18 protein-coding genes are annotated in these 23,497 nt (G+C 68.2%); 2 read left to right on the forward strand and 16 right to left on the reverse strand.

What is annotated here, in order from left to right; all coding sequences use genetic code 11:
• The first annotated feature begins 50 nt into the window (after positions 1 to 50).
• Positions 51 to 4,280: a helicase-related protein gene (locus DGO_RS24710; protein ID WP_014686804.1), complete on the forward strand. Its 4,230-nt coding sequence runs from the start codon at positions 51 to 53 to the stop codon at positions 4,278 to 4,280.
• A gap of 47 nt (positions 4,281 to 4,327) precedes the next feature.
• On the opposite strand, the gene DGO_RS18775 is transcribed toward DGO_RS24710, so the two are convergent.
• Genes DGO_RS18775 through DGO_RS18780 form a run of 3 tightly spaced genes read right to left on the reverse strand, consistent with a single transcriptional unit; the run spans position 4,328 to position 5,543 of the window.
• Positions 4,328 to 4,705 (reverse strand): hypothetical protein, encoded by a 378-nt coding sequence (locus tag DGO_RS18775; protein WP_014686805.1) that lies wholly within the window; start codon positions 4,703 to 4,705, stop codon positions 4,328 to 4,330.
• 32 nt (positions 4,706 to 4,737) lie between these two features.
• Positions 4,738 to 5,292: a hypothetical protein gene (locus DGO_RS22275; protein ID WP_145975518.1), complete on the reverse strand. Its 555-nt coding sequence runs from the start codon at positions 5,290 to 5,292 to the stop codon at positions 4,738 to 4,740.
• Positions 5,293 to 5,300: 8 nt separating this feature from the next.
• Positions 5,301 to 5,543, reverse strand: coding sequence for a hypothetical protein (locus DGO_RS18780; protein ID WP_014686807.1), 243 nt, complete (start codon positions 5,541 to 5,543; stop codon positions 5,301 to 5,303).
• A 73-nt stretch (positions 5,544 to 5,616) separates the two neighbouring features.
• Here DGO_RS18780 and DGO_RS18785 point away from each other — a divergent pair, with 73 nt between their 5' ends.
• Positions 5,617 to 5,856, forward strand: coding sequence for a hypothetical protein (locus DGO_RS18785; protein WP_014686808.1), 240 nt, complete (start codon positions 5,617 to 5,619; stop codon positions 5,854 to 5,856).
• A 122-nt stretch (positions 5,857 to 5,978) separates the two neighbouring features.
• Here the strand turns inward: DGO_RS18785 and DGO_RS22280 are convergent, their stop codons facing one another.
• The 13 genes from DGO_RS22280 to DGO_RS18845 all read right to left on the reverse strand — a co-directional run bounded on the left by DGO_RS22280 (position 5,979) and on the right by DGO_RS18845 (position 23,494).
• Positions 5,979 to 6,497 (reverse strand): hypothetical protein, encoded by a 519-nt coding sequence (locus DGO_RS22280; protein WP_014686809.1) that lies wholly within the window; start codon positions 6,495 to 6,497, stop codon positions 5,979 to 5,981.
• Positions 6,498 to 7,268: 771 nt separating this feature from the next.
• Complete coding sequence (locus DGO_RS18790) at positions 7,269 to 7,892, reverse strand: hypothetical protein (RefSeq protein ID WP_014686811.1); 624 nt, start codon at positions 7,890 to 7,892, stop codon at positions 7,269 to 7,271.
• A gap of 79 nt (positions 7,893 to 7,971) precedes the next feature.
• Entirely contained in the window at positions 7,972 to 8,748 is a 777-nt protein-coding gene (locus DGO_RS24520; protein ID WP_014686812.1) for a glycoside hydrolase family 19 protein, read from the reverse strand.
• A complete protein-coding gene (locus tag DGO_RS18800; RefSeq protein ID WP_014686813.1) occupies positions 8,745 to 9,266 on the reverse strand; it encodes a hypothetical protein in 522 nt (173 codons plus the stop codon). Before DGO_RS18800 ends, DGO_RS24520 begins: the two co-directional genes overlap by 4 nt.
• A complete protein-coding gene (locus DGO_RS18805) occupies positions 9,259 to 9,780 on the reverse strand; it encodes a hypothetical protein (RefSeq protein WP_014686814.1) in 522 nt (173 codons plus the stop codon). The genes DGO_RS18800 and DGO_RS18805 overlap by 8 nt, the downstream gene beginning before the upstream one ends.
• Complete coding sequence (locus DGO_RS18810; protein ID WP_014686815.1) at positions 9,777 to 10,100, reverse strand: hypothetical protein; 324 nt, start codon at positions 10,098 to 10,100, stop codon at positions 9,777 to 9,779. The genes DGO_RS18805 and DGO_RS18810 overlap by 4 nt, the downstream gene beginning before the upstream one ends.
• A gap of 70 nt (positions 10,101 to 10,170) precedes the next feature.
• Positions 10,171 to 10,593 (reverse strand): hypothetical protein, encoded by a 423-nt coding sequence (locus DGO_RS18815; protein ID WP_014686816.1) that lies wholly within the window; start codon positions 10,591 to 10,593, stop codon positions 10,171 to 10,173.
• A 214-nt stretch (positions 10,594 to 10,807) separates the two neighbouring features.
• Positions 10,808 to 11,026, reverse strand: a complete 219-nt coding sequence (locus DGO_RS18820; protein ID WP_014686817.1) for a hypothetical protein — start codon at positions 11,024 to 11,026, stop codon at positions 10,808 to 10,810.
• 11 nt (positions 11,027 to 11,037) lie between these two features.
• Positions 11,038 to 13,800 carry a glycosyl hydrolase family 28-related protein gene (locus DGO_RS18825; RefSeq protein ID WP_014686818.1) on the reverse strand — a complete coding sequence of 921 codons (2,763 nt, stop codon included), beginning with the start codon at positions 13,798 to 13,800 and terminating at the stop codon, positions 11,038 to 11,040.
• Complete coding sequence (locus DGO_RS18830) at positions 13,790 to 14,452, reverse strand: hypothetical protein (protein WP_014686819.1); 663 nt, start codon at positions 14,450 to 14,452, stop codon at positions 13,790 to 13,792. The genes DGO_RS18825 and DGO_RS18830 overlap by 11 nt, the downstream gene beginning before the upstream one ends.
• Complete coding sequence (locus tag DGO_RS18835) at positions 14,449 to 16,176, reverse strand: hypothetical protein (protein ID WP_014686820.1); 1,728 nt, start codon at positions 16,174 to 16,176, stop codon at positions 14,449 to 14,451. The genes DGO_RS18830 and DGO_RS18835 overlap by 4 nt, the downstream gene beginning before the upstream one ends.
• Before the next feature lie 3 nt (positions 16,177 to 16,179).
• Positions 16,180 to 23,124, reverse strand: a complete 6,945-nt coding sequence (locus DGO_RS18840; RefSeq protein ID WP_014686821.1) for a phage tail tape measure protein — start codon at positions 23,122 to 23,124, stop codon at positions 16,180 to 16,182.
• 37 nt (positions 23,125 to 23,161) lie between these two features.
• Positions 23,162 to 23,494 (reverse strand): hypothetical protein, encoded by a 333-nt coding sequence (locus tag DGO_RS18845; RefSeq protein ID WP_420810583.1) that lies wholly within the window; start codon positions 23,492 to 23,494, stop codon positions 23,162 to 23,164.
• Positions 23,495 to 23,497: the final 3 nt, after the last annotated feature.

Below are 23,497 nucleotides of genomic sequence, written 5' to 3' on the forward strand. Positions count from 1 at the left end.
GCACGGGCCCGTGAGGGCTGGCCCGCGCAAGCGCGGGCCAGGGGTCGCGCATGACGAAGAACCCCTCGGCCCAGCCCCAACTGCTCACCACGGACCTGTTCGGCACCTGGCGCCCCACCCCCCCGGCCAAGGGCAAGAAGGCCCCCAAGCCCGTCAAGAATCTGATCCTGCCCCCGGTGGATGTCGAGGCGGCCCGTTCGGATGATGCCGATCTGCGCGCCTTTGCCCTCCAGAGCGCCCCGCAGCCCAGTGGCCGCCCCCTGCACCGCCTCATGGGTGTGGAAGCCCTTCAGACCAGCGACGTAGCTACCCGCCTGAAGGCGAACGCCCTCGCCGACCAGATCGCCCGTACGGAGGGGGAGCTGACCCCCGAAGCAGTGCGCGCCCTCTTGGCGTTCAGTGGCGCCGGTGGGCTGGGCGACCAGAGCGCCTCGACGAACGCCTTCTACACGCCAACGGCCCTGGCGAAGTTCTGCTGGGACCTCGCCAGCCTCCTCAAGGTGGGACCGCGCGCCCTCGAATTCGCGGCCGGTGGCGGGGTCTTCCTCGAGACCGCCCCCAAGTTCACTGAACTTACGGCCGTCGAGCTCGACGAGACGAGCAGTCTGGTCACCCGCGCCCTGTACCCGGATGTGGCCCACCACCACGTGCCCTTCGAGACGTACCATCGCCAGTCCCAGGACCAGCCCTTCAACTTGGTCATCGGGAACTCGCCGTATGGCGGGCGTGGGGAGAGTGGGAATCTGGACCGCCCATCCATCCGCCCGGCGCACTGGTACTTCACCTTCGCGGGGCTGGAGCGCCTGCTGCCCGGGGGATACATGATCACGGTGGTGCCCGAGGCCATGCTGCGCAACCCGAGCGAGCAGAAGTACCGGGAGGAGGTGTTGGACCGCGCGCACCTGCTGGGGGCGTTCCTCGTGCCGGAGGGGACCTTCCGGGCGACCGGGGCAGGGGTGACGACGGCCGTGCTCGTGCTGCGCCGGCATGATGCGGGAGTCTACGAGGTGCTCCAGGCCCTGACGCCCGAGCAGCGGGATCAACTCCGGGCCGTGCGGTGCGCCCAGGACATGGCCCTCCGCCTGTTCGTCGAAGGCACCGTGGCCTTCCGGCAGGGCAAGGACAATCTCTGGGCGACGACCGGTCTCTTTGAGAGTCTGGCGGCGGGGAAGACCGGTGTCTGGGCAGGGCGGTTCGGCGACCCGGTACTTGGGGGCGAGTTCGGCGTGTCCGAGGTGAAGATGGAGAACGTCGCCTACACGCTCACCCGTCGTCGTTTCGACATCCTCACCCGTCCGGGTCTGGAGTCGGCCATTCGGACCCTCCTGGGTGAAGCGGCGGCGCAGGCGGTGCGGGAGATCCCGGCGAGCCTGCACCCCATTCAGGAGGGCCAGGTCAGCCCCTGTCGGCGGTACCGCTTCGTGGCGGGCACGTGGCGGTACAACGGCGGCCTGAACAACCTGGCGCTCCTGAGTGCCCTGGGGGTCGCCCGGTTGGCCGTCAAGGCGCGCGGCCGCCTGCTCAAGGGTGACCCGCACCTGCGCGCGACGCTGGAGGCAGCGCACGACGCGCATGTGCAGGCCTACGGTCCCTATGACCTCGCGATGATCGGGAAGTACGTGCCCCAGTTCCCGCTGCTGCGAGTGCTGGTGGATACGAGCGGCATGCCGGTCCAGGTGCTGGATGACGTGCAGCGGGCGGCCATCCAGATCCACGGGGGGACCATCAGCGAAGTTGCCCAGCAACTCGAATCGTACGGGCTGCTCGACGAGCACGCCCTGAGTGCCTATGCCCGCGTGCCCCAGGTGGCGGCCAACGCGCATCTCCTGGCGGAGTACGCCTTTGACGGGAAGCTGTGGGAAGCGAATGCGACGTACTACCGGGGCAACGCGGTCCAGAAGGCGCAGGCCTGCGACACGCTGGCCGCCGAGGCTCAGGGGGTGCGGCAGACCGCGCTGCTGACGCAGGCCGTCAAGCTGCGGGCCATGACGCCATGGAAGGACCTGTGCGATATGACGCTCGAACCCCGCGACGTCCTGCTGCCCGAGCACGTCCTGACCGCGTGGGTGAATGCCTACTTGGGCACGCGCACGACGGTCAAGCGCAATACCTGGGATCAGGAGGGCATCGAGACGGATCTGCTGCACGCCTCCCGAAGCAGCTATGGGGTGCAGCTGCGCCTGCGGAACACGTTGCAGGATGATTGGAACCTCGCGGACCGGAAGGTGGTGCCCAGTGGCCGCGTGCGGGATCTGGAGGAGTACCTGAATTACCGCACGCCGGTCCAGAGCGTACAGGACCAGGACGCCAAGACCGAGACGCAGATCAATGCCGAGCGCAGCGCCTTCCAGCTCAAGGCCGTACACTACGAGCGCGAACTGGCCGCGCACTTCCGCTCCTGGCTGCTGGGGAGCGACCTCGCGGGCGAGGTCGAGCTGGTGCTGAACGAGGCGCGTTACGGCATGATTCCCGCCCAGCCGGACATGCGGGCCCTGGTGCTGGACGCGTACAAGGGGCCGCTCGCGCACCCCTTCCAGGCGGGGCATGTGCGCACGGCTGCGCGGATGGACGGCGTGATCCTGAACTTCGACGTGGGGCTGGGCAAGACGCTCTCGGCGATGATGCTCGTCGCGCTGCTCCGGCAGTCCGGCCGCGCGCAGTTGCCCGCCATTGTGGTCCCGCTCTCCCGCTTGGGGGACTGGGTGATGAACGCCGCGACCGCCCTACCCAGCTATCGGGTGCTCGTGATCGGAGGCGAGCCGCTGCGGGATGCCCAGGGCAAATTCCTGCTGAACGAGGACGGCGAACCGGAAGTCCGCGAGGACACGGGGGTGCAGCGGCGCGTGAAGATCGCCTCTCTGCTGACGGACGCCCCGGATCTGATCATCTTCACCGCCGAGGCCTTCGAGATGATCCCCATGCTGCACGCCACCCACAAGGGCATGATCGAGTCCAACCTGTCCTTGATGGGCAGTGTGGGCACGGCGGATACCTTCGATGACCGTCACCGCAAGCTGGGCGGGCATAAGGCGCTGGCGAAATACGAGTCGAGCCTGGCGCGGCACCTGAACCGGGTGAGCGTGGCTGAGGAGACCGACATTCCCTTCGAGGCCTTGGGGATCAATGCCGTCATCGCAGACGAGTGCCATATGTATAAGAACTCACATTCTGCCCCACGAGTGTATGGCGAAAGCAGTCCGAAGTTCCTGGGTGGGGGAGGGGAGAGTAACCGGGCGCTGGACGCCCTGCACAAGTACCGCTTCGTGCGCGCTCAGGGCGGCCTCACGGCGGGGCTGACCGCGACGTTTTTTGGGAACTCCCCACTGGAGATCTTCAACATGCTGGCGCTGCACACGGACGCGCTGGCGAAGTACGGCATCCCGGACGTGTCGACGTTCGTCGCACGCTTCTGCGTGATCGAGCCCCGGTTGATCATCCAGCCGAGTGGGGACGTGGAGTACGTACCGTGTGTGATCGGCTTCCGGAACTTCGACGAGCTGCGCGCCATCCTGGGGCAGCACATCATCAAGGAGACGGAACTGTCCTGCCAGATGCACGACGGGGTGGGCTTGAAGTTGCCCCCGCTGGAAGCGATCGAGCACGTCTTCGACCTGCCCCAGGAGGTCATGGACGTGTACGAGGCCGAGCAGGTGAACCTGAACGCGCCGGACTCGGAGGGGGAGAACCACATCTTCTCGATCTATGCCCGGCTGCTCAAGCTGACCCTGCATCCGCCCCTGATGGGTGTGGACGCGCCGAACATCCGCTTCGAGACATGTGTGCAGGCCTGCTTGGAGGCCCGGGCGCAGGGGGGCAGCAACCTCGTGTTCATGTATACGGGTGGGGAGAACGCACAGACCTATCACGCCCTGAAGGCGGCGCTAGTGGCCGCCGGGTATCCAGAAGGGGAGATCGAAGTCATCACCGCCCAGACGCACCCTGGGGGCGGGGAACGCCTGAAGGTGGAACGCCGGGTGCGCCGGGGCGAGTTGACCTGCGTGATCGGGTCGAAGGTCATCGAGGAGGGTGGGAACTACCAGGGCATCACGGACCTGCACCACATGGACTACCCGTACCACCACCAGGCGTTCGTGCAGCGCATCGGGCGCGCCCGGCGGCAGGGCACGTGGGTGAAGGTGGTGCGCAATCACGTGTACTTCGCGCGGGGGTCGTTCGATGCGGTGCGCTATCAGCTGATGCTGGGCAAGAAGGGCTGGGCCGATCAGGTCTATGACTTGAGTGTCAACACACATGCAGCGCAATTGAAGCTGGCAGTCTGATCTCACCTACGAAAAGGCAGGGTGTACACGATAGGGGAGAGGAGAGGTCATTCTCGCGCTGTTAGGAATCCCGTGATAGGCCATCCAGCACGCTCGGGACCCAGCTCAGCCGTCGCCTCCGGCCCGAGAGTCGAGTCGGCGCGCGCTGTGGACTGGCCCGTCTGCCCGGCATGGATCGTCAGCACCCCGCCCGCACTGCTCACCCCCGTGTGCCACATAGGGACCGTCATCGAGGCATCCTCTCCCCGCACGGCCGCGTGGACGACCTGGTCGAAGGGCGCGGCGTAGGTCGGACTGAGGTCGAACCAGAAGACCTGCTCACCGTTCACCCGACCCACCACGCGGTAGGTGTACCCATATAGCGAGAAGGTCAACTCGGCACCGGCAGGTGCGACGGGGATCAGGGTCAGGTGCTGGGGAGGCATGGAGACAGGGTAGGCCCGAGAGGGTATGCCACTTATGGGTTTTCAAGAGTTCTACAAGCCACTTCCATCGGTGGTGGGAAGAGAATCAACAATTCCTCCGTAATAACAGCTATGTTTATATAAATTATAGAGTAGTCTAACGCAACATTTTCTTCTGGATGGAGCAGATAGTTGCGCAACTTCACGGTTGATTTCCAAAAATCAACTTGGCGGTCATCTAAGAGACTATCTCTTTTAAGGTTGTTGATTAAGTTGTGAAAACCGTATGGTTTCGAATTGGGGTCAATCAGGCTCAAACCGTGCTGCAATGAGTATTCACGTATGGCTGCTTCCGTTGCCATACCAAATTGACCCATACCTATGGTTGCAAGAAGATTATAGAAGCCGCTGTAAGCGATACAAGCCAAGCCCCGATGAATAAAAGCTTTCACCAGTTCCGGAAAATGCTCTGGGATGGGTCCAAGTGCAGTATTTGCAACGTATTGGGGGTCTGCCATCCGTAAAGCTGTGCCGTCAAATATTTGTCCTAATTCCGGCGCAGAATCAAGTAGGTTTGCAGGCGTCAATGGGCCTTCTCTTACTGCCATCCTTCACGCTACTCCACCGGGACAGCCTCGTAGAAGTCAAAGTCGTACCAGCCGCCGGGTTCGCCGAGGTCCTGGCCGGTCAGGAGTAGTTCAGTGGCCCAGAGGTCCCAGACGGCGGCCTGCACGTCGGGGTGGCAGCCCAGGTAGTCCGCCAGCGCCCGGTGGTCCTCCCCCGGCGGCAGCCCCAGGCCCGCGCGCTGGTACAGGTCGCCGACCAAGAGGGTGAGGTCGGGGTGGGAGAGGTGCTGCACGCGGCCAGGGTAGCGCTGCTGAGGCGCGTGCGGGCGGCGGGGCCGGGGGCGTGATCGGCCCTATCCTTGCGTCATGCCCCAGGTCTACGCCACAGCCACCCATATTCCCAGCGGCGAGGTGACCCGCACCCTCGGTCCCTTCGAGAGCCTGCACGCGGCGCGCTCGGCGGTGGTCGAGGTGGTCGGCCAGGTGCTGCTGTGGGAGCGGCAGAGTACGGGCGCGTTCGTCGCGGAGAAGTACCCGACCTTGTGGGTGGTTGAGGAACGGGTCGTGAGTACAGGTCGGCCACCCGGGACCTGCCCACTTTGCTGAAACGACGAAAGGCCCCACCCCGCCCAGGCACGAAGCCGGGGGCGGGGTGGGGCACGTTCAACGTTCGGGCAGTCTCAAGTTCTCGGGCACTGGAGTCCAGGTCGCGGCTGTCCCACCTTCCCTCAAATGGTTCCAGGACGAGCATGCCACTCATGCGTACACCGCTCTGATCCTGATGACCCCTCCCGTGTCAGATGGATCGTGATGCCACTCTCAAAGGTGTCCAGCATCATCCAGCGTGAGAACTCCATCCGCAGCTTTCCGATGGTCTGGCGCCTCAAACCTGTGACCGCGTTGTTCTCTGTCAACCAGACCGCCAAAGCCTGGAGTTCTGGAGGTGTACCCCCCAGACATTGACGCACGATCGTTCCCAACATGGTCTGAACTTGCGTGAGTTCCAGCGCATTGAAGGCCGTTCGACTCGCTTCCAGGGTGATGTCCTGAAGTGGGTCTCCTGAAGCCGTGTCGGTGGTCAGCGTGAACGAGAAGGGTTCCGTATTCAGCTCGGCGACCAAGAATCCGGCAGTACCGGCTGCCTGAATTGCTCCTCCCCCCTGGAGAACAACGGCTTTCAGGGAGGGGGGCGTAGCCAAAGCCAGCGAAAGGAAGGAGAGTGAAAGCCAGGTCAGGAGTATCTTCATCGCGTATCTCAAGTGCTCTACGACTCCACCCCACCCCAGGTTTCCGAATAGAGCAAGGCCTTGCCTTTGAACTCACACTGGCGGGAAGGAAAGATGCGCTCAGGAGTTGTGATGCGCCGTAGGCCCCACCCTGCCCAGGCACGAAGCCGGAGCGGGGTGGGGCAGTCTCAATGACGGCAACGATTCCAGATGAGGTGATCCATCTCCCCGGCCAGACCGCGACGAGTTGCCCGGTCAGCAGGAACCCATGCCAGCCTCCCTTGATCAAACCATAGGGGTAAGCCTCAGAAGGGCATCCAATAAGAAGCACCATCCACCGGCCATCAGGCAGGTCAAGATAGAACGCCAAGGAAGCCCATCCGTCCTCCGCGCGTCTGCGCGGGTTGGGTCCGGGATCTCGCGCACTGTGAATTGCATGGTCGACATCACGAAGGACCCCGCAAGGCAGACAAAGACAATTCCTGCGGCATTGAGCGCGCCAGAGAGGGTCGGCCAATGTACGCCATGCCATGCCATACCCAGACCCGAGGACAGCACGGCACCCATGCTCCCCAAAAGGACGCCTTTGATCGCCAACTCCCTGACGGCCTGCCCACGGGATTGTGGCTGTAAGACGTGAGAGGTTGCCGGAGCCGATTTGAAGAGTGAGCTACGGGGCATACGATGGAATATGTCTACATCATGGGAAGAGTTCCGCCTGGTGAGTTGAGGCAGGTCCGTGCCAAGTCACTGAGGAACGCATACCATTCAGTCCACCTGGTACTCAGGAAGTTATTGTCGACCTGCCGCGCCCAGGCGTGGCCGCACCCAGGTCTGGTAGGCGAACTCCAGGCCCTGCACGAGCGTCCGCAGGGTCTGGGCCGTGAGCCAGCCGCGCAGGGGCGCAGGCAGGTAGGGGGCAAGGTACTGCCCAAGCAGCTGCGCGAGCACCAGGATCACCAGCTCGCGCGCCGACGTGCCCTTGATCTGCGGCAGCACCCGCGCCACCACGTCGGACACGATGGTCCGGATCTCCGGGGCCAGGGTGAGGGCCTCCTGCCAGCTGAGCCTGCCGTCGCTGCGCAGGGCCAGGATCGCCTGCCGGATCAGGGCGTCGGTCGCCGGCAGCACGAGCGCCAGGCCCTGCGCCAGCTCGTTGTCGCCCAGCGGCACCGTCTCAGTCGCCGGGATGTCGAGCGCCGGCACCTGCACGCTGGGCAGCGGGACCGGCGCGGCGCTCGCGGGCGTCCCTGTGGGCAGCGGCACCGGGCGGGTGGTGGTCGCCGGGCCGGTCGGCAGCGGGACGGGGCGCACCTGTACGGTCTTCTCGATCACGGTGCCCTGCTCGCGGCGCTTGCGCAGGATCTCGGCAATACGGGGGTCAATGTTCTGGGGCAGCACGGGGATGGTCGTCATGGTCAGCTCCTGGAATGGCAGCGGCCCCACCGCGAGGGCAGGGCCGGGGAAGGGTAAGGGACGAGGCCTGCTGCACGCGCTACGGCAGGCGTTCGAGCACGAAGGTGTTGTCGCGCCGTCGCCACACCTTCAGGCGGCCGTACGCCCACGGGCCGCCCGCGACCGGGTACGCCAGATCCAGGGCCGCGAGCAGCTCCGGCCCCAGCGTCACGCCGTTGTAGGGGTTGTCCCGGCCGTTCCAGGGGGCCTGCTTGCCCCCGGGGTCCACCAGGGTGAAGCGCTGCACGGGCAGAGCCCCCAGCACGGCCCAGACCTGCCGGAAGCGCGCCAGGCGCTCGGGCAGGTGGTTGGGTAAGCCGGTGTCCTTGTTGCGCCCGTTGACGGCCGCGCTGATGGTCTCGACCATCGTCTCGCCGCCGGCATCCGCCCGGCTGTTCAGGCCGCGCGAGTTCCAGTAGTCGCCAGCGATCAGGGCCCCGATGTCCGGCCGCTCGGCCAGCTCAGGCGTCCCCTCCAGGTCGAGGCCCAGCCGCTGGCCCGCGCTACGGTAGTTGGCCCGGCCCGTCACCTGGATCGGCCCTCTGCCCATGTACCGCTTGCCGTCGCCGGGCTGGGTGTTGCCCAGGTTGGCGCGGCCCTCGTAGCCCCGCTGGGCGGGCGTCGGTCCCCAGACTTCCTTCGTGTAGTAGAGGCCGCCGCTCTCGTGCAGGATCTGCGCGAGCCAGTGGGAGAGGCGTAGCGGGGTGTTGATCTGGTAGCGGGTGGCCGCCGCGTTCAGGGCAGCCGCCCAGGCCTGCGCCACGGCGAGCGGCATGTTCCGGTAGCCCAGGCGCTGGAGCAATTCAGCAGTGATCATGGGGCTCCTTTCAGGCGCAGGATTTCGGCCCGCGCCTCGGTGAGTTCAGCGTCCTGTGCCGCGATCCGGCTCCGGCTCTCGACGAGTTCGGCGTCCTGGGTGGCGATCACTGTGCGGGCCTCGACCAGCTCCTTGCTCAGCTTCACCTCGCGTCGGCTCGCGGCCATCAGTCGCCACGAGATCCCCACCAGGCCCAGGTTCAGGAGGAAGAAGGACAGGGTGAGCGGCGTTGCGCTGAAGTGCCCTCGTGCGAGGTTCAGGCACACCCCGACGGCGACCAGACCCCAGAGCCAGCGCTGAGAGGCGTTGAACTCCCCCCAGCGCTGCCAGAGCGCCCGGCCGATCTGCACGGCGATGAACGCCCGCAGGGCCTCCTGCACCACGGGCGGGCCGATCACCGTGTCGCCCAGGTCGGCGAGGATCGAGCTGTACCCATAGGCGCAGACGACCAGGCCGTAAATGGCGAGCACGACGAGCGGGCGGATGATCGGCGTGAGGAACGTCCAGACCTTACGCATGGTCGTCACCTCCGGACGACGGGGCAGGGGGTGGCGGTGTGGGTGGATCGGCAGTGGGGGGCGGGGCACTGGGCGGGTCGCTCGACGAGCTGCCGTCGAAGCTCACCCGCATGCCCTTCAGGCGGCCGATGAACTCGCTGGCGGCTTTGACCATGCTCCAGGCCCACTGGAGGGCGTCGCGGCCGATGTAGGCCCCGAGGATGCTCAGGCCCACGCTCGCGCGCCAGTCGGTGGTGCTCTTCGTCAGGTGCTCGAAGGCCCAGGTGATCAGCAACGGAATGCACATGCCCGCCATCAGGCCCAGGCCCACGTCGCCCAGGAAGCGCATGAGCACGAAGGTCTCGCCCTCGCGGCGCTTGGAAGCCTCGTTGCTCAGGCTGGTGAACAGGGCGGCCAGGAAGACGAAGAGCAGCTGCCACAGCTCGCTGCCGGTGAGGGGGAAATCTCCGGTGGTGCCGGTCGCCTCCTTGGCGGTGAAGGTCAGCGCCAGCAGAATCAGCAGGCTCTTGGTCATGGGGTCCTTTCGGCGTAGCGCACCCAGCGCAGCCCCTTGTCGCGCCACTCGATCCACCAGTCGGTGGGCACGCGCCGGGTGAGGCGGTCACCGGGCCGCAGGGTGAAGAGGCCGGGGGGCGCATCGGGCTGGGTGCCGGTGCGGCTGGCGAAGCGCACGGAGGCCGCGCCCTGGCAGCCCTGGGCGGTCTGGACGGTGACGAGGCGGCCGGGGAGGTAGCGGCTGGTGCTCGTGCTGATGCGGATAGTGCAGGTGGGGGTGTAGGCGGGTGCGGCGGCCGAGAGGGCACTGGCAAGGAGGAGGGTGATCAGCAGGCGCACACGGTTCCTTTCTGCCCGGCAGGAATGGCGGCCGCCCCAGGCCGGGCGCTGGGGCGGTGGGGGTGCGCGCTTACTGGGCCGGCGTAAGGGTGCCCGTGCCGGTCACGGGCCGGGGCTTGAGCGTGACCGTGGCGACGGGCTCGGTGACGGCCTGACCCACCAGGACCACCAGCCCCACGCTGGCCTCGCGGTGCAGCTCGTGCGTCAGGGCCTGGGGGTAGGTCACGGTGCCGTCGGGCAGCCGGAACTGCACGTTCAGCCGGGTCGTCGTTTCCTTCAGGATCAGCTCGCGGCCCACCAGCGTGATGCTCAGGCCAGTCTTGGCCAGCATGGCCGCGTCGGTCACCAGGTCGAAGGGCGCGGCCACGGCGGGCGCGGGCGTGCCCGACACCTCGCGCGCCGTCGCCGGGTCCGGCGTGCGGGCGAGCGGGCCACTACAGGCGCTCAGGCAGAGGGCGAAGGTCAGGGCGGACAGGGCAAGCACTTTACGCATATGGACTCCATCCGGCTGTGAGAGGCCTGCACGTCGCCGGGAGCGCGCAGGCACGAGAAAGGCCCCGCACATGCGGGGCCTTGGGCTTGTCTCTTTGGGGCGTCAAAGGAACATCCCGCCAACTGGCGGGATGATGGGCAGCCCTTCGTGATGATGTGGGTCGGCACGCCGTGGCTGCGGTGGCTTCTGACCCCCTGATTCCACGACCAGCCTATCAGGTGCCGGCGAGCCGCCGGAACATGTCGCCGTAGCGTTCCAGGATCTCGGCCTGCGCCTGCTCAAACTCCACGGGGGCGCACTCGATGGACACCGGCGCCGAGAGTTCGCAGGTGCATCGTGGCCAGCGCCCGGGCACCCGCAACAGCACCGGGTGGCCGTGGGCATCCCGGCCCTGGAGCGTCACGCTCTTGAGGTGGTCATCTGATCGTTTCATTGCTCCCTCCATCAGGTCACAGGCTTGAACGCCACCCACGCGCCCCCCACCCGCACATAGAACGTCGTGTTCATGTCCCCATCGGTGCGCAGGTACATGCTCCCGTTCGGCTCCGGGGACGTGGGGGCACCCGCCCCCGTCATCCACGTCGGCCCCGTCGAAATGTCACCGACCCTGTACTTTCCATAGGCGAACTCGGCCTTCTTGGCTGCGCCCCACAGTCCGCCGTCGTCCCCCGAGCCGAACTCGGTTCGTCCGTCCGTTCCCGCGTTCAGGCGCAGGTTCTCGAAGGTGCCCGCGATCAGCACCCGCTGCTCATAAAACTGGATCTGCCGCGAGGACGCACCGGGGTCGAACCGGAGGACGGCTTCCCGGCCGGCCATGCCGACCTTGAGATCGCCGTCCACATCCAGCGGCCCAGGGATATAGGGCGTGCTCTGCCGCGCGTAGGGCTGCGTCTCGTCGAGGTTGACCTGCACGCCGACCAAGAACAGCGGCTCGTTCTGAAGGGCGAAGATCTGGAGCGAGAAGTACCCCCGGTTGGCCGCCGTCGCCCGCCCCTGCCGCGTGGTGATCGGCACCCACGCGCCCGGCGAGGTGTCCCAGGTCACGTCGTGCAGGTACTCGCCATTCGCCGCCGCGATGCGCGAGCGGAAGGACGTGCCCGCCTTCGAGAACGCATAGAAGTTGTACCCGAGGAACTGCTCGGGGATCTGGAGCGGCTGCGCCGGCATCCGGATCTCGAAGAAGGCATTCTCATGCCCTAACGGGTCGAGCTTGATCATCTTCGGCGCGCTGCCGTACCGCTCCCGCAGTGCGCGCGGCGTGTAGACCGCCGCTTCCTCGCCCAGGGGCGGATAGACCACCACGCCGCCGTTCTGAGTCTCCCAGTTCTCCCCCCGTTCCGGGTTGCGGAGCAGGTTGCCCCCCCGGATGTGATGCTGGCTGGCGATCAGCGCGTCGCCCTCGCGCAGGGTTCGGCCCCGGCGTGGCGTCAGGGAGGCGGCCGGTTCCTTGCCGATGATCTGGAGATACCGCTCGCTCCCCAGACCGCCCAGGTCCTGGCGGTCGTGGGCGGCCAGGTATTCGATCCGGGCCACGATGGCGTCGGCCCGGTTCGCGCTCGGCACCAGCGCGAAGGCGTCCAGGGCGTCGAACGACACCCCTTTGACCGCGCCCAAGTAGACCGCGCACCGCTGCTGCTTGTCGTAGGGCTGGATGTCGGGGGGCAGGTTGTACGCCCAGTTCGGTGGGGCCGTGGGGTACTCGCGGTAGATGTCGGACCACGAAAACCCCCAGCCGCCGACCACCCGCAGGCCGTCGTTGTCCGACTTGCGCAGGGTGAAGATGGCGCATTCGCCCACCTGCTCGTGGCGCACGGCGTGCAGCTCGCCGTACAGCCCAGCGCATTTCGCCCCGTAGTCGTCGGTCTTGACCTGCATGATGCTGACCGGCGAAAAGCCCATGTGGACGCGGTACATGTGCAGGTGGATGCCGCCGTAGTGCCCGGCCTGATTGGTCGTCGTGAACATGATGCCCGCCAGGCCGCCGCTGATGCCGCCACCCTGGAACATGTAGTCCTCGCTGTTGGCCCAGCACAGGACTCCGGCTACGCCGCCCCGCCACTTGCCCTCGTAGGAGGTCACGTGACCATCGGTCGAGTTCAGGTCGAGGCCGAACTTCACGCGGTCGGTCGCACAGTCATAGAACGTGGGTTGGTTGGACCCGTTGACCTGCCACGCCGTTACGCCCGGCGCAAAGGCCGCATATTCCGGGTCATTGTTGGAGGCGTCGTCGAGGAAGTACCCGAGCTTGGCCGGGTCGCACCACGTCCGCATGTTGGCGATGGACCAGTTGTGCGGGCCGTAGATCGTGATGCCCCGCACCGTGCCCCCGCCGTACATGCCGCCGTCGATGGCGATGGCGGGCATCCGGTCCTTGTAGACGCCGTTGACGGTCGGGGGCCGGAAGTTGATGACGGTCCCGAAGTTGCCGTCATCAACGAATCCGACATCCCCATAGATCAGGCGGACATAGCTGTGGACGGTATCGCTCGTCAAGTAGTTGCCCATCGGGATATAGACCCCACGGCCCTGAGCCAGAGCATCCGCGAACGCCTGCTTGAAGGCGGCCGTGCTGTCCTGTTGTCCGCTGCGGTCGGCCAGATAGTCCAGGACGTTGACCTGCCCCCGCCAGTCCACCGCCAGCCATTTGCGCCCGTCGCTGCCCTGGACGACGCCGCCTTTCGTGGGACTGAGGGTGTCCACCTTGGCGTCGGCCGCTGCCAGGACGCGCTGCTGGCCGTCTACCCACGCCGCTCGGGTGCCAGCGGGCAGGGTGTGCAGGGCGTCGTAGGTGACCTCCAGGCGGGTCGCAACCAGGGTATTGACCTCGCTCACCGAGGGCAGTACCGCCGTCCGCCCCGTCACGGCGTTGCCGTTCCAGGTAACGATCTGCTGACCGATGCGCCAGTCGCCCGCCTGCCGCCCCGCCAGGTCCGCCTCACTCGCCACGCTGCCCAGGACCCCTGCGCGCTGGATGGCGAGCGAGGTGGCCTGCTGCATCGTCGCCACCACCGGGGCAGTTGCGGCGGCGACCTGACCGGGGACGGCCGCGACGGCACTCTGCGCGGCGGCCACCTGCGCGCTCAGGTCAGTCACGCCCTGCGCCTGCCGCTGGTTCAGGAGGGCGGTCGCCTGATTGAGCCGGGCGAGTTCGGCCAAGTTGGTGTCGTCGCTCGTGAGGACCCGCTTGATGTTCGTGCTACTCGTCATCGGTCACCTCGACCGCGTAGGTCCGGAATGTGAAGCTCTGGCCTGCCCAGTTCGTCAGGGTCAGTGGCTCGCCGGCCGACGTGCTCACGCCGCCCAGCGGGGTCACATCGTAGTAGCCGCCGCCCTCGCCCGTGACCTCCAGCAGCCCGAGCGGATAGTTGCCCGGCGTGCTCTCGACCGGGTGGTCGGTGGGCCGCAGATCATCGGGCGACAGGCGCCACTTCGGGTCATAGAGGGGGATGGTGGCCGTCAGCGTGGCCGTGCAGCCTTTGACCTCCGCTTCTGGGCACGTGATGGTGCCCGTGGGGTAGACCGCCCGCGCGCCCTCGTACAGGGCCTCGCTGGCCAGCACGATCCGACGCCAGCGCTGGGCCAGGCGCCGCACCTCCAGGGGTGTCGCGGCCTGGCAGTACAGGCGCACGGTGACGCTGACGTTCTTCGGCTTCCCGCTGCCGCTGTTCCAGCTGCGCCCCCGCGCAGTCTGCCGGGGTGTGACGTTGTACTCAATGCCGATGGGGTCGCGGTCCACCGTCACGCCGCTCAGGTGCGGGGCGTAGAGCTGCCCTCCGTTCTCGAAGGCGATGAGCAGTTCAGGCAGGGCCTGGGCATCCGGCAGGGCGGTGGGTAGGCGGCTCAGGAAGGTCAGGGTCATGTGCTGGCCTCCACCGCGCTCAGGGTCGAGGCCTGGGTGCCCTGCCCGAGCACCCCGCCGAAGGACAGGGCCTCGGCATCGTCGCTCTGCCCACAGCGCACCTCCGTGTAGAGCTGCCCATCCTCATCCACGTCATAGACCAGGAGGTCAATGGGCAGTTCCCGAATCTCCACCACCTTGCCAGCGACGTCGCGAAGGGTCAGCCGTGCCGTGGCCGCCGGCTCCACATCCCAACTGGGGATCCGGGCCGTGACCGGGTTGAGCGTGGGCGTGCGGGCGAGCGGGTCCGCACTGGCGTGCAGCAGGCCCTGGTCCGCCCGGGCGAGGCAGGCCGCACTGATCACGACCGGGGCACTCAGGTCCACGTGCCGCAGCCAGAACGTCACCTCCTTGGACCGTCCCCAGGACGGAGCCAGCCGCTCGTCGCGAGTCGCCCCCGGCAACAGGTACAGCGGCGCGACCGGGCTGGTCGGCACCATGAGCTGGGTGATGACGCCCCCGGCATCGTTACGGGCGGACAGCGACACCAGTTCGACACCTGCATTCTGGGCAGCCACCAGCACGCCGTCCGGCAGGGGGGTGTCGTCGGGGTAGGTCAGGGTCAGGCTGTAGGTGATCGCCGAGGCCGAGGGCGGGGCCTGGATGCTGACGGTGGTGTCGCTGCGGTTGTCCCACAGGGCCGAGGCCTCGCCCGTCATGATGGGGTCGCGGGCGCCAGGACCGGTGTAGAGCGCGACCGCCACGCCGACCCGCAGCCCCCCAGGCGTCAGGGGCGCGAAGAGCGCCGCGTCGGCCCCCAGCGGGAGGGTCCGCCAGCCCACACCCCAGGTCCGGGGGGCGACTGGGATCTCGTGCGCGATGGGCCGCCCGGCTTTGAGGTCGTCGCGGTACGTGGTGCCCTTGCGGAGATCGGACCCCGGGTAGACCAACGACTCCCCGCTCTGTGCGTTCATGGTGCGCGCGAAGAGTACGCGCACGTCGGTGACGAGCACGGTACTGTCCAGGTCCATACCGTCAATCTCGACGCCGGTCATTCGCTCGTCGATCTCCAGCACGCCGTCCGGATAACCGAACACGGGGCGCAGGTCCGCGTTCACGCCCCAGTCGGGGTTGACCTCCTGGTTGACCGTGCTGCCGTCCGCCTGGAGGTAGGTGGTGGTCTGCTTGTCCCGGCCCTTCAGGCGCTCGTCGAGCAGCCGGGCGGCGTGCCACCAGTTGGGCGCGAGGGCCGCGCTGGTGACGTTGCGGTTGGGGATGCCCGTCAGGTCAGGGGTCTGGAGGGTGGTCCCCAGCTGTCCGGAGGCGATCAGGTCAGTGAACAGCTGGCGGACCTGCGCGCCCAGATCGGCCTCGGTGAGGAGGGTACGGCATTCGACCTCGGTGAGGCGGCGATACCGGAAGCCCTGGAGCTTGTAGCGGCCGATCTCGCTGCGGCTGGAGCCGGAGACGACGACGGTCCCGGCGTAGCGGTTGCGCCAGGCGGTGCTCGCGTTTGGCCGGTACTGCACCTGCACGGTGTCGCGCGGGCCGATGCCGAGGCTGGCCGGGTCGCCCTCGAAGGTGGCTTCACGGCAGTCCCCGATGGGCCGGACTTCCATGCGGCGCACGCCCCCCGCGAGGTACAGGGGCGTGCCGGAGGTGAGGGGCGGGTCGAGTTCGAGGATGTGCCGCTCGGTGCCCTGGGGATCCAGGACCCGCAGGCGGTATTCGGCGTCTGGGTTCATGGTTCACCTCCCGGCGAGGGCGCCGGTCGTGGACTGGTAGGAACTGCCGCCCTGCTGCACGGTGACGGTCACGGGAATGCCGTCGCGCAGGATCTGCCCAAGGGTGCCCACCGTGCCGTCCAGGCGGCCGATGGTAGCGTCAAGTTTCGTGATGCCTTCGAGCAGCGGCGTGCTCAGGGCATACTGGATGGCTGGGGGCGCGGTACTCAGGCCGGTGGTATCCACCCCCTGAGTCGCTTCTGGCGTGAGGCCCCACTTCTCCTGTAGGCCCTGGAGCTTGGGCGCCACGTCGCTGTAGAAGCGGGCGGCCTGCTGATCCACCTGCGCGACCGCCGCGTCAATCCCGGCCAGGGCGGCCGCGTCGTCGGCGGTGTCCGGGGTCTTCAGCGCGTCCGACCAAGCTTTGATGGCTGGGGCGATGATGTTTTTCAGGAGTTCTTCGTTGAGGAACACGTCCACCATGCCCTCGACGAGCCCGCCGTACACCTCCTCGTGCAGGGCCTTGCTGAACAGGTTGATGTCGCCGCCCCGGATCGCGTCGGTCAGCCCCTTCTTGATGCCGGAGGCGAAGGCCCCCTGCATCGTCTTGGCGAAGGTGAGCCCGATCTTGTCGATTTCGTTGACGACCTCCGGGCCGCCCCCGAAGGTGTCGGCGAACCACCCTCGGGACCGTGTGAAGACCTTCTGGTAGTCGTCCGCGTTCAGGAAGGGGTTGTCCTCGGTGAACTCGGCCTTCAGGCGCGAGACCTCGGCGCGGGCCTTCTGGAAGCCCGCGATGGCGTCGGCCACGCTGCTGACCACCTTCGTCACCAGCGAGATCCAGGCCCCGATGTCCGCCGGGTTGGCGACCACCTTCGCCACGTCGCCCAGGATGTCGAGCACCTTGCCCGCCGCGTTCCCCACGCCTTCCAGGTTGGCCGCAAGGTCCTTCCACGGGGTCTGGAGCTTTTGGCCGGTCACCCGGTCGTAGTCCTCCTCGCCCTGGCCGATGGCGCTGGCCAGCTGCCCGAAGGCCCCGGCCGCCTGCTGCACGTACCCGGCATATTCCTGCACCTTGCCGATCCGCAGCAGCGCGCCCGCGATCTGCGGATTCATGGCCCGCAGGGCGGCCGCCTGGTCGCGGAAGGTCTGCGCGAGCTTCGGGTTCCCCGCCGCTTCCGCCTCGGCCGCGTACTCTCGCAGCTTGTCGCCCGCGAGCCCCAGGCGCTCGGTGTAGGTGCCCGCGTCGATCCACCCGGCGTCGAACTCGTCGCTCAGGTCCTGGATGTCCTTCTGCCACTGGCTCAGGTCGAAGCGCTTCCCGAGGTTCACCGTCCCGAGGTCGTTGCTCGTGAGCTGGTCAATGGTGGCGTTCAGGTTCGCCAGCTGCACGTCGGTCAAGCCGCCGGTCTGCCGCAGGGTGTCCAGGGCCTGGCGCAGCGCCCCCACCTTCACGGGGTCGGTCAGGTCGCCGGAGGCCTGCATGTCGAAGATCTGCTGGGCCGACTCGGCGAAGAGGTTCTTCGGAGGCTGTGCGGCGTTCTTCAGCGCCTCGCTGGCCCCGTCGGCCACGCCCTCCCCAGTAATCGAGATCAGCGCGTCCTTGTAGGCCTGCGCGCCCGCTACGGCGTCCTCCAGGCCCTTGCGGACCCCCTCGGGCAGCGACTGGCCCAGTTCGGAGTCCAGCAGGTTCGTGGCCTCCAGAATCGCCCGGTTGAGGTCGCCCTCATCCTCCAGCTTGACCCGCACCACCACCGTCCCGTCCGGATCGGTCGTCACCCCGTCGCCGGCCCCGTTACTGGCCGTGCCCAGGCGCTGGGTGAGGCTGGTGGCGTCGAGCACCGCCCGGCCCCCGGAGGCGTCCCCGGAGGTCTGGAAACCACTGGCCCCAGGGATCAGCCCAGCGGCGTAGGGATTGCCGTAGTCGGGCAGGCTCCTCCGTAGGTCCGCGAGGTAGGCCGCGAGCTTGCTGCGCAGGCGCAGGCTGCCCGCGTCGGTCTTGCCTTCGAGCGTGGCGAGCTGGTCGGCCACCTGCATGACCTGCTCGTCGAGCGTGCCCGACAGCTGCGCCACGAAGGTGTTGAACTGATCGTCGAGCCCCAGCGCGTCGCCCAGGTTGTTCAGGGCGAGCGTCAGGCTGTTCACCGCCTCCCCGGCGTCCTCGCCGCGCTGGGCCGCGTCCATGACCTGCCCGAGCGCGACCTGAAGGGCGTTCACGGCCCCTTCGTTGTCGCCCAGCTCCTGGAGCTGATTCGAGAGGGTCAGGGCGTCGGCCGCCACGCCGTCGCTCCAGGTCTTCTGGATGGCCCGCAGCCCGGCCTCCTCGGCCTCGCGGCGCTTCTCCCACTCATCGAAGACCGCGTTCATCAGCGTGGTGTCGCGGTTGGCCTGGGCCTCGGTATAGATCCGGATGAGGCCTTCTTCGTCCTGACCGGGGATGCTGGCCAGGATGCCCTGCACCTTCTCGGTGTAGGCCTTGGCCCGCTCGACATCGTCGTCGCTGAAGACCTTCGACCATGCCGCATCCACGGCCTTCGCCGAGGCCTCGCCGTTGCGGGTCAGCGTCGCCTGGAGGTCCTGGTCCACCTGGGCGATCCGCGCGCCGTATTGCCGCCAGAGATCCTGGCGCTGGCGCAGGGTCAGCCCCGTGACGTTGACGGCCGCGTTGCGCTCGCGCTCCAGGCGGGTCTTCTCGGCCTGCGCTTCCGCTGTCGAGAGCACGTTCCGGGCCGCGAGCACGTCGCGCCCCAGGCGTTCCTCCACGTCGAGCTGCGCGCGGGCACTGTCGCCGGCAGCCTTCACCGCGTCGTCGTAGCCGGTCACGACCGCCTGGGCACGCTTCCGGGCGAGGTCAAGCTGCCCGTCGGCCAGGGCCCGGTCGGCAGCGAGCCGGTTGGCCCGCGCCTGCTCGGCGGCCTTCTCCGCTTCCAGGTCGGCCGTGCGCTCGGCCGAGGCCTGGGCACGGCGAGCGGCCGCCCGGTCGGCGGTCGCCTGCCGGTACGCCTGACGGACCGCCTCGCGGCGCGCACCCTCGACCGCTACCGGGTCGGCCCCCTCGACCTTCAGGGCCTCGTCGGCCTCCTGACGCGCGGCCCGCACCTTCTGATCGCGCTGGAGGTTGATCAGTTTGTCGGAGGCGGCCAGGATCTGCGGGCCGGTGCGCTCGATGACCTGCGCGCGTTTGGCCGCGTCCTCGGTGTAGAGGGCGAGTTCCTCCTGCTGCCGGTCCTTGAGGCTGTCCAGGGCCCGCTGCGCGTCGGCCACGCTGCCGGCGGCCAGGGCAGCCGTGAAGGCCTGCTGGCTCTTGAGCCGGTTGGCGTTGCGGGTGGCCGCGTCCTTGTCGGCGCGGTCCTCCTCGCGCTGGATGGCCTCGCGCTGGCTCCGAGCCTTGTCTACCGCGTCGCCCTGGAGATCCTTTAGGGCCTGGTACTTCTCGCTCTTGTCGCCGTTGCGGCGCCGCTCGGCCTCGGCCGCGCGCCCAGCAGCGGCGGCTACCGCGTCCAGGCTGCGGATGTAGCCCGGCACGTCGTCGCTGACTTTGAACGTCGAGGCGGCCATCTTCAGCTGCTGGCTCAGGGCGTCGTAGCCCTGGCCGAACTTCGAGGTCTCTTTGTTGAGCTGCCCCAGCTGGAGCCGGGCGACCTCGATGGCCCCGGCGGCGCGCGGCCCGCCCTTCTCGAAGGCCGCGAGCACGCCCTCGGCCTTGAGCTTCCCGGTCAGGTCGCCGGCCTTGGTCCGCTCCTCGACGCGGGTGAGGATGCGCCGCGCCTCGGCGATCAGGGCGGCGTCGCTCTGCCGGCGCGTGGGCAGGGCCGCAGCGGCCGCTGCCGGGCTGAGGACCGCTGGCGTACCGGTGACCGGCGTGTAGCTCTGGCCCATCGGGTCCACTACGCGCCCACGGGCGTCGTAGCCCATCACATGCACGTGCGCGTTGCCCGGCCCCAGATCCTTGTGCGCCAGGCTGCCGGTCTGCCCCACGTAGGCCAGCAGCTGCCCCTGCTGCACGAGCAGCCGGCCGCCCGCCGCCTTCACGGCCTGTTCGACCCCAGCGGCGTAGCGGTCGAGGTGTCCGAGCAGGATCTTCTGCCCCTTCGCGTCCGTGATCTCCAGCAGGTGGCCGGTCGTGTCGCTCCACCTGGTCGAGACGTAGCCGGTGAACGCGGCCTTGATCTCGGTGCCCGTGGGTGCGAACCAGTCCTCGCCGTTGTGCCGGCCCCAGGACCCCCTGGGACCGTAGGTCTGCCCGTAAGGGGTGCCCCGGTTGCGCCCGGCCAGCCCCATGAAGCCGACCGCCGCGAGGCCCGACACCTCCTCGCCCCGGCTCTGGCCAGGGATCAGGGGGCCAATGGCCGGCACGGTGCCGGTGGTGGCCGTGCCCCGGCCGATGCTCTGGAGGATGGCTTCGGAGGCCTGCGCCGAGCGGTTCAGGGCCTGCACGAGCAGCGCCTGGTAGCCCGGCATGTCGTTCTGGATCTGGCGCAGCTGCGAGGATGCCCCGCCGACGCTCGTGGGCCGCTCGATCACGCCCCGGCGCTGTAACTCGCCCTGGAGGTCCTCGGCGCGCATGCGTCCCGCCACGGCGTTCCAGATCTTGGTGAGCGGGTCGATGATGTGCGCCGCGTCCCGTTGCAGGCCCTCGGCAGCGGCCCCGGCGAACTCCTTCGTGCCCTGCGCGCCGCCCACGAACAGCTTGTAGGCCATCGTGGTCGGGTCATCTTTCGCCCAGTCAATCTTCAGGACGGCCTTGATCTCGCCCACGTCCTTCATGCCGTCGAGCTTGGTCTGCATGTCCCCGATGCTCTTCAGGACGGGATTCACGCCCTTGTCGAGGAAGTTCGTGAACGTGTTGAGCAGGCCGCCGCTGAACAGGATCTGGGTGCGGTCCCAGGCGGCGTGGAAGCGGTTGACCGCATCCACGGCCGTACCCTTGAGCTTCGCATTGGCCTCGTCGAGCTGCCCGGTGCTGTTGGTCAGCTGACGCATGATGTCGTTGCTGTCGCTCAGGCCGCCCTGAAGCAGGCCCATGACGGCCTGGAGGCCGCCCACGTCGCCGATCAGGCGCGAGAGCGCCTCGCTGTTGTCGCCCACGCCGGAGCCCATCTGGTCGAGGAACTTGATCAGGCCCATGCTCTTGAGCGCGGTGGCGCTGAACTCGATGCCCAGGGCCTTCGCGGTTTCCTTCGCCTGGATGCTGGGTTTCTGGACGTTGCTCAGCGCCGAGCGGATGTATTCCAGGGCCGTGCTCGCGGGGATACCCCGGGTGGTGAGCATGGCCATCGCGCCCAGCAGTTCCTCAATGGGGACGTTCAGGCCCTTCGCCTGCCCGGCGACCGACCCGAGGCTGCGCGCGATCTCGCCCAGCTGGACCTTCCCGGCCTTGACGCTGGTCCAGAGCAGGTCGGAGACCCGCGTGGTCTGGGTGATGTCCATGCCGTAGGCGTTCAGGAGCGAGGTCACCGCGTCGGCCGACACCTGGGCCTCGACCTTCGTGACCTTGGCCAGGGTAGCCATGCGCTCCAGCGCGGTCAGGGCGTCGGCCTCGTTGTCGGTGCCGCGCACCGAGGCACCCTGGATCTCCTCGTAGGCCTTCTTCAGTTCGGTGAACGATTTGCCCGTGTCCACCGTCATTTTCAGCAGGTCGGTGCCCAGCTTGCCGAGCTGCCCGGGCAGCTTGTCGGTGAGGGTACTGATGTCGGCCAGGCCCTGTTGGTACTCGGCCGCTTTCTTCGCGCCGTTGACCAGCCCGGTGCCCAGAACGCCCAGGGCGAGAGCCGTGCCGCCCACCGCGAGGGTGGTGAGGGCGGCCTGGGTGGCCACCCCGCGCAGGTTGGCCTGGGCCGAGGGCAGAGTCGCCACCAGGGGCGCGGCGCTGCCGCCTACGCCCCCGCCGCTGGCCCCGGCCGCCAGGGCGGCCGCCTGGGCCCCCTGCTGCACCGCCTGCCCCAGTCCGGCGGCTGCACCGGTCACGGCCGCGCGCTGGCTGTTCAGGCCCCCCACGAGGCCCTGCCCGGCCTGCACCCCGATCTGGTGCATGACCCGCGACGGGCTGCGGATGTCGAGCGCCGCCTGGGCACCCTGCTGCACGTCCTGGCCCAGGTTCGCGGCCGCCGCCTGCACGCCCGGCGACTGCGCCGCGAGGCCGGTGCGCAGGCCTGCGCCCGCCTGAGCGGCCACGTGCTGCGCGCCCTCGCGGGCCGCCTGCTGCGCGGCCATCATGCCATTCGTGACCACCTGTTCCAGAAGGGCACCGAACGGCCCGAGGTTCCCCAGTGCGCCGAGCACGCCCTGCTGGATGCTGGCGGCCAGGCCGCCCGGCGTGTTGATCCCCTGCGCCGCGTTGATGCCGTGCTGAGCGTTGGCGGCGATCTGGGTGAGTCGCCGGTAGGCGTCAGTCGTCTTGTCCACCGCAGCGGCCTGCAACAGCGCCTGCTCATGGATCTTGCGCTGCGCGGCGATCTGCTCGTCGGCGCTGATCTGCTGCGCGCGCCACAGGTTGCGGTAGGAGCGCTGTTCGTTGTCCAGGGCGCTGATCGTCTGGGTGCTGCGCTGCTGCTCGGCCCGGCGCTGCTGTTCGGCGAGGCGCAGGTTCAGGGAGAGCTGCACCTGCTGCTCGCGCAGCTGGGCCGTGCGGGCCTGGGCGGCCGCCTGATCCGCGCGGCTGGCGGCGACGGTGGCCGCGTTCTGCTGCTGGATCGCCTTGCGCGCGGCTTCGTACTGGGCGCCGAGGATGCGGGTGGCCTGGACCTGCTGCGCGGTCTGCTGCTGGCTGACGGTGCCCAGGGCAGCGATGTCCTGGCGCACACGGTCGGTCGCCGAGAGGGCGGCGCGGGTGTCGAGCTGCACCTGGAGGCGGGGGGAGGCGCTCTGGGCGATGCGCTGCTGATACTGCTGGAGCTGCTGGTGGGCCGTGCTGAAGTCGAGTTCGACGCCGAGGCCGAGCGACCCTACGCGGGTGGTCTGCTGAGTCATGGTCACCGCCCTGGGGCATGGGAGAGGGGGAGGGAGGTCAGCGTGCGCCGCCGCTCAGGGCGATGCCTTCCCAGATCCGGATGAGGGGGCGCCCGTCGCGCGCAGCGGGCCAGGAGAGCCACACCGGGCCTTCGAGCAGCCCCAGCCCCATCGCCTCGCCGAGCGCCGCCGCCAGCGCCTTGCTGACCGGATAGGGCGCAGTGGTGGTCAACCCAGCGGCCGCGCCTGCGCCCCGCAGACGGTGGTCGGGCAGGATGCGCTGGGCGAGGTTCTTGGGTAGTTCCCCACCCCAGGCGGCGACGCCGGCATAGAGCTGGCGTTCCCACTGGCGGCGCTCGGCGTCGGTCTGCTGGGCGCTCAAGGCCTGCACCTG

The organism is Deinococcus gobiensis I-0, from assembly GCF_000252445.1.
Lineage (GTDB): Bacteria > Deinococcota > Deinococci > Deinococcales > Deinococcaceae > Deinococcus > Deinococcus gobiensis.